The organism is Paraburkholderia sp. Ac-20347 (assembly GCF_017104805.1).
GTDB lineage: Bacteria > Pseudomonadota > Gammaproteobacteria > Burkholderiales > Burkholderiaceae > Paraburkholderia > Paraburkholderia tropica.
This window is the reverse complement of sequence record NZ_JAAGPN010000411.1, coordinates 1-4,928: the sequence shown is the minus strand read 5'-3', so window position 1 is coordinate 4,928 and position 4,928 is coordinate 1. Positions and strand designations below refer to the sequence as shown.

At 63.0% G+C, this 4,928-nt stretch carries 6 protein-coding genes and 1 pseudogene; 3 read left to right on the top strand and 4 right to left on the bottom strand.

Annotated elements, in window-relative coordinates:
* Positions 1-181: 181 nt before the first annotated feature.
* On the top strand, positions 182-1,291 hold the full coding sequence (gene ugpC / locus G3N97_RS36540; protein ID WP_110328864.1) for a sn-glycerol-3-phosphate ABC transporter ATP-binding protein UgpC: 1,110 nt from the start codon (positions 182-184) through the stop codon (positions 1,289-1,291).
* Positions 1,292-1,448: 157 nt separating this feature from the next.
* On the opposite strand, the gene G3N97_RS36535 is transcribed toward ugpC, so the two are convergent.
* Complete coding sequence (locus G3N97_RS36535; RefSeq protein ID WP_205997651.1) at positions 1,449-1,898, bottom strand: hypothetical protein; 450 nt, start codon at positions 1,896-1,898, stop codon at positions 1,449-1,451.
* A 12-nt stretch (positions 1,899-1,910) separates the two neighbouring features.
* Positions 1,911-2,624: a M35 family metallo-endopeptidase gene (locus G3N97_RS36530; protein ID WP_205997650.1), complete on the bottom strand. Its 714-nt coding sequence runs from the start codon at positions 2,622-2,624 to the stop codon at positions 1,911-1,913.
* Between the two features lie 168 nt (positions 2,625-2,792).
* Here G3N97_RS36530 and G3N97_RS36525 point away from each other — a divergent pair, with 168 nt between their 5' ends.
* The gene (locus G3N97_RS36525; protein WP_205997649.1) at positions 2,793-2,981 is read left to right on the top strand and encodes a hypothetical protein; all 189 of its coding nucleotides are present in this window, start codon (positions 2,793-2,795) and stop codon (positions 2,979-2,981) included.
* A complete protein-coding gene (locus tag G3N97_RS36520) occupies positions 2,978-3,643 on the top strand; it encodes a hypothetical protein (RefSeq protein WP_241031058.1) in 666 nt (221 codons plus the stop codon). Before G3N97_RS36525 ends, G3N97_RS36520 begins: the two co-directional genes overlap by 4 nt.
* A gap of 16 nt (positions 3,644-3,659) precedes the next feature.
* Here the strand turns inward: G3N97_RS36520 and G3N97_RS36515 are convergent, their stop codons facing one another.
* Together G3N97_RS36515 and G3N97_RS36510 are read right to left on the bottom strand one after the other, a co-directional pair.
* Positions 3,660-4,613 carry a sugar-binding transcriptional regulator gene (locus tag G3N97_RS36515; protein WP_065059267.1) on the bottom strand — a complete coding sequence of 318 codons (954 nt, stop codon included), beginning with the start codon at positions 4,611-4,613 and terminating at the stop codon, positions 3,660-3,662.
* A gap of 133 nt (positions 4,614-4,746) precedes the next feature.
* Positions 4,747-4,928 (bottom strand): annotated as a pseudogene (locus G3N97_RS36510) (xylulokinase); the annotation flags it as partial.

Sequence of the window (4,928 nt, the reverse complement as noted above, 5' to 3'; positions counted from 1 at the left end):
GAAGTCGGCGCACGCGAGATTTTCGACGACATGCGCGCGCTGCCCGCGCTCGTGGCGGACTGGATCCAGAAGGCGGAAGCGGGCGCGCAGTGAGCGCGCGCGCGTTCCGGCAAGCGAATCAAGAGTGCAATCGCGGCGGGTGCGACGAAGCCCCGACTGCCGCAACGAATGGAGACACATCATGGCAAGCGTGATCCTGAGAAACGTGCACAAGCGCTACGACGAAACCGAAGTGCTGCGCGACGTGAACCTCGATATCGGTGACGGCGAGTTCGTCGTGTTCGTCGGCCCGAGCGGCTGCGGCAAGACCACGCTGATGCGGATGATCGCCGGTCTCGAAGACATCAGCGGCGGCGACCTGACGATCGACGGCACGCGCATGAACGACGTGCCGCCCGCCAAGCGCGGCATCGCGATGGTGTTCCAGTCGTATGCGCTCTATCCGCACATGACGCTGTACGACAACATGGCGTTCGGCCTCAAGCTCGCGGGCGCGAAGAAGCCCGAGATCGACGCGGCCGTGAAGAACGCCGCGAAGATCCTGCACATCGACCATCTGCTCGATCGCAAGCCCAAGCAGCTTTCGGGCGGCCAGCGTCAGCGCGTGGCGATCGGGCGCGCGATCACGCGCAAGCCCAAGGTGTTCCTGTTCGACGAACCGCTCTCGAACCTCGACGCCGCGCTGCGCGTGAAGATGCGCCTCGAATTCGCGCGCCTGCACGACGAACTGAAGACCACGATGATCTACGTGACGCACGATCAGGTCGAAGCGATGACGCTCGCGGACAAGATCGTCGTGCTCTCGGCGGGCAACGTCGAGCAGGTCGGCACGCCGAACCGGCTCTATCACGCGCCGGCGAACCGCTTCGTCGCGGGTTTCATCGGCTCGCCGAAGATGAACTTTCTCGAAGGCACGATCGCGCAGGTCGCGAGCGACGGCATCGTCGTGCGTTACGACAGCGGCGAAACGCAGAAGGTCGCGGTGGAGCCGCGCGGCGCGCGCGAAGGCGACAAGGTGACCGTGGGCATCCGGCCCGAGCATCTGCACGTGGGCGTGACGGAGGGCGGCGTGAGCGCGAAGGCGATGACGGTCGAATCGCTCGGCGACGCGGCCTATCTCTACGCCGAATGCGCGGCCGCGCCTGACGGCCTGATCGCACGGATTCCGCCGCTCGAACGGCACGAGCGCGGCGAAGCGCTGAAAGTGGGCGCGCCCGCCGATCATTGCCATCTGTTCGATGCGAACGGTCAGGCGTTCGAGCGGCGCTTCGCGCAGGAACTGGCCGCCTGAGTGTTGGCTCGAGCGTCTGTGGAGAAGTTTGTTGTCGTCGTCGTAGTCTGAGGTTGCCTTGCCCCAACAAGGGACGCCCGCTTTCGAGCGGGCTTTTTTTTGCACGTTGCGCATCCACGTGGCGACATAATTCAGACCCGCTCTGAGCGGGCTACTGTCACTGCCCGTCGCAACAATTATTGGGGCAGCCTGGACTCAGTTGCACTGTCACCTCGCGGCTTTCGCTGTCGACCGGCCCTGGCTTCGCGACCGGATAGATCTGAACCCGGATTTGCAGCGGAGCGTTGACGAGGCCATCTTCCAGCGCTTCCCGCGCGACCGTCACTGCACGACGCATGGCCAGTTTCTTTGGCTCTCGCTCGCTCTCGGCTGCACTGCCAATAATCGTTGTCCAGTTTTGAATGGGATATTTTGAATTGACAAGCGCGATCCAACTTTTGAGGCGCGTATGTTCAGGCTGCGAAATGTCTGCCTTATCTGACTCGAATGCAACTTGATGTTGCTCGGGTGGAAGGTTCCGCGATCCTTTGCAGTCAGCCATAGAGTGAGTGGCATAGAGCAATGCCATTGAAAACATTGCCACGCGAATAGATTGAATCTGATTCATTGCACTTGTCGCCTAGATAGGGAAAAGCGGTTCGCCATAAACAACATAGCCCGTCAGGGTGTCGGCATTACGCAGCGCTTGCTGCGGATTATGTCTGGCCCATTCGGCTGAAGTCGGATCGATGCCGTATCGGGGATCGTTGCTGTCGAAGGTGTCGGCAAAGTGTGTCACTTCATGAATCAGTGTCGAGAGACGCGAATCGCCGTACATGTTCTGGTCTCGCAGACCGTTACAGAACTTCATTCCGATGCTGACAAGCCGTCGCTCGGTGTTTGGCCCGCATACATGAGCGGCCTCCCGGTCGACGTTCTTCATGTTCGGCACGCAGCCCAGTAGCCTGTCGAGGTTCGGGTCGCTTCGAACGAGACTGGCCGGCGTCAGAGCGTTGAGCGCAGTCAGATGCCTTGAAAATCCGGCCGCGAGATATTGGCGCGTATCCTGATCGCTTCGATTGAACCAATACCTCATTCGCTCTTTAGTCGCGGCATCGTAGCGATGCAAGTCTGCAATTCGTCGCTCGACGAGTGTGACGGCGCACCGTAAAAGAAACTTCGCCTTGATGCGAAATTCCCGATCGGTCATATTCGGGCAGATAGGCGTGGTGTCGATCCTTACCACGACGTTCGAACCCGGCACCGTGTTCGTGACTGCGGTATCGTGAACGAGGAACCATTCTTCCTCCTCGCTTTGCTTGAAACCGTAGGCGTTCTCGCCGTGCGCTGTCATGAGTTTCACCTCCCTGGGTGTCGAATCCTCGATGCACGCGTGGACTGAAATGCGCCTCGGTGGCTGCAAAACGTCCACTCGGGTGATCCTGCTGTGCGCTGCCGGGAGTGAGAATCAGACAAAGACGAAAGCGCAAGGATGTCGATCCAGGGCGCATGGAAGGGGATCATGACCCTGCGATTCGACAAATCGCATAAGGCGCGCGATTTGCACGGATGCGATCAATACGCGGACGATCATGAGCACCCCGCTTTCGAGCGGGCTTTTTTTTGCACACGTTTTTGCACGCATGCAGGCGAAGAAACGAAATCGGGCGCTATCATCCTGCGTCCGAACCCCGACTGCGTGCCATCATGATTCGTAAGATCGTGTCGACTGTGTCGATCGCGAGTGCGCTTGCCGCTTCGCTCGCCGTTTTGCTCACATTGACCGCCCTGACCAGCATGAGCGCCCATGCCGCCGACGTGCCCGTCGCGGTGGTGCAGCAGGTCGATTCGCGCCTCGACAGCCAGCACGAGCTGCAGCCGCCGATCATCGACGCAAGCCCGGTCATGCCCGGCGCGTGGGTCTACTTCACGGACAACACCTCGAAGCGTCCCGGCCAGACCGACAGCAACCGGCCTTATACGCTCGACGCGCACCTGATCTATCAGGACGCCGATCACGCCTGGCACGACCAGTTGTTCGACCGCTACGAGGAAGACGGCGGCATTCCGCAGATTGCGTCGGTGTTCTTCGCGCACGCGGATCACACGGCGCACAGCCGCAGTCTCGTCGTGCTCGTGAAGACGCCGCAGCAGCACGAGGATTACGGCGGCGACGCCTACGACGGCTACGTCTACAAGCTGACCGGCACGGCGGCGCAGGGCGCGGTGTTCGTCGGCCTGCAGAGCGACGCGAGCGCGCCGTTCATCGGGCAGTGTCAGTGCGGCTTCCGCGACGGCCGCACGCAGCACGCGCGCTATCCGAACGCCACGGCGATCCGCAACGCGCTCGCCGACACCTTTCCAGAGAAATAAGCGCTAAAACCAGCGCTCAGTCCGCGCCGTCGAGCGCCGCGCGCGCGCAGTTTTCGTCGGTGACGAGGCCCGAGAGCCAGCCGCCCTTGAGCGCGGCGATCACGGCGTCGCGCTTGCGTTCGCCGCCCGCGAAGCCGATGGTCGGGCGCTTCGGCGGCGAATCCAGATACAGGCTCGTCACGCGGCGGCCCGTGGCCGATTCCACGCGCTTGCCGTTCGCATCGATCGGCAAGCCGAGCATTTCGGCGATCGCGCCCAGTTCCATCAGCCCGTGCACTTCGTCGAGCGTCAGGAAGCCGTCCTCGTAGAGCGGGCAGTGCTCGCCGATATTGCCGATGCCGACGAAGGCCACATCGGCCTCGCTCGACAGCCCTTCGACGATGCGATAGAGCCGGTGATTGCACCATTGCGCGCGCTCGGCCTCGTTGTCGGCGATCAGCGGCGCGGGCAGCAGGAAGTGCTTGCCGCCGGTTTTTTCGGAGATGTGCAGCGCGACGTCGTAACGATTCGACGAGCCGTCCTGCGCGATCGCGCCGACCATCGAAACGAGCCGGTGCTGAGGACGGTCGAGCTGCGCGATCTGATCGACGGCGGCCTTGAGCGTGCGCCCGCTGCTCACGGCCACGACCATCGGCCGCTCCTCGGCGAGATAGCGCTCCATCACTTGCGCGCCGGCCACGGCGAGCTTGCGGTCGATCGCATCCTGGGTGTCGCCGTCGATGGGCACGATCTCGCAGACCGAGAGGCCGTAGCGCTTCGAGAGCCGGTCGGCGAGCGCGAGGCAGTCGGCCAGCCGATGATCGACGCGCACGCGGATCAGGTTCTTCTCGACCGCATAGGCGACGAGCCGCTGCGCGACCGGGCGCGAGACCTGCAGCTTTTCGGCGATCTCGTTCTGGGTGTTGCCGGCCACGTAGTAGAGCCACGCGGCGCGGGTGGCGAGATCGAGTTTTTCGGTGGACTTGGGCACGGTGGTCTTCGCTTCGGAGCGGGTTTCTGCGGACGTGGTCGGACGTGTCGGGACGTGTTCGGGCGTTGCTGTCTTTGAGCGCTGACGTCAAAGCGGCGCGAGCGCGCGAAGTGTACTGGATACGCCGCCGTTCTTACGCCAACCTTTCGCGCGACGGATCGAACAGCGGACGCACGTGCCGGTACAGCGCGCGATACGCTTCGAGCCGCTCGCGCAGCGCCGCGTGGCGCGAGGCGTCGGGCGCGTATTCGGCGGCCACGGGCGCCTTGGTCAGCACCTCGTCGAACGAGCCGCCCGCCGCGAGGCAGTCGAGAT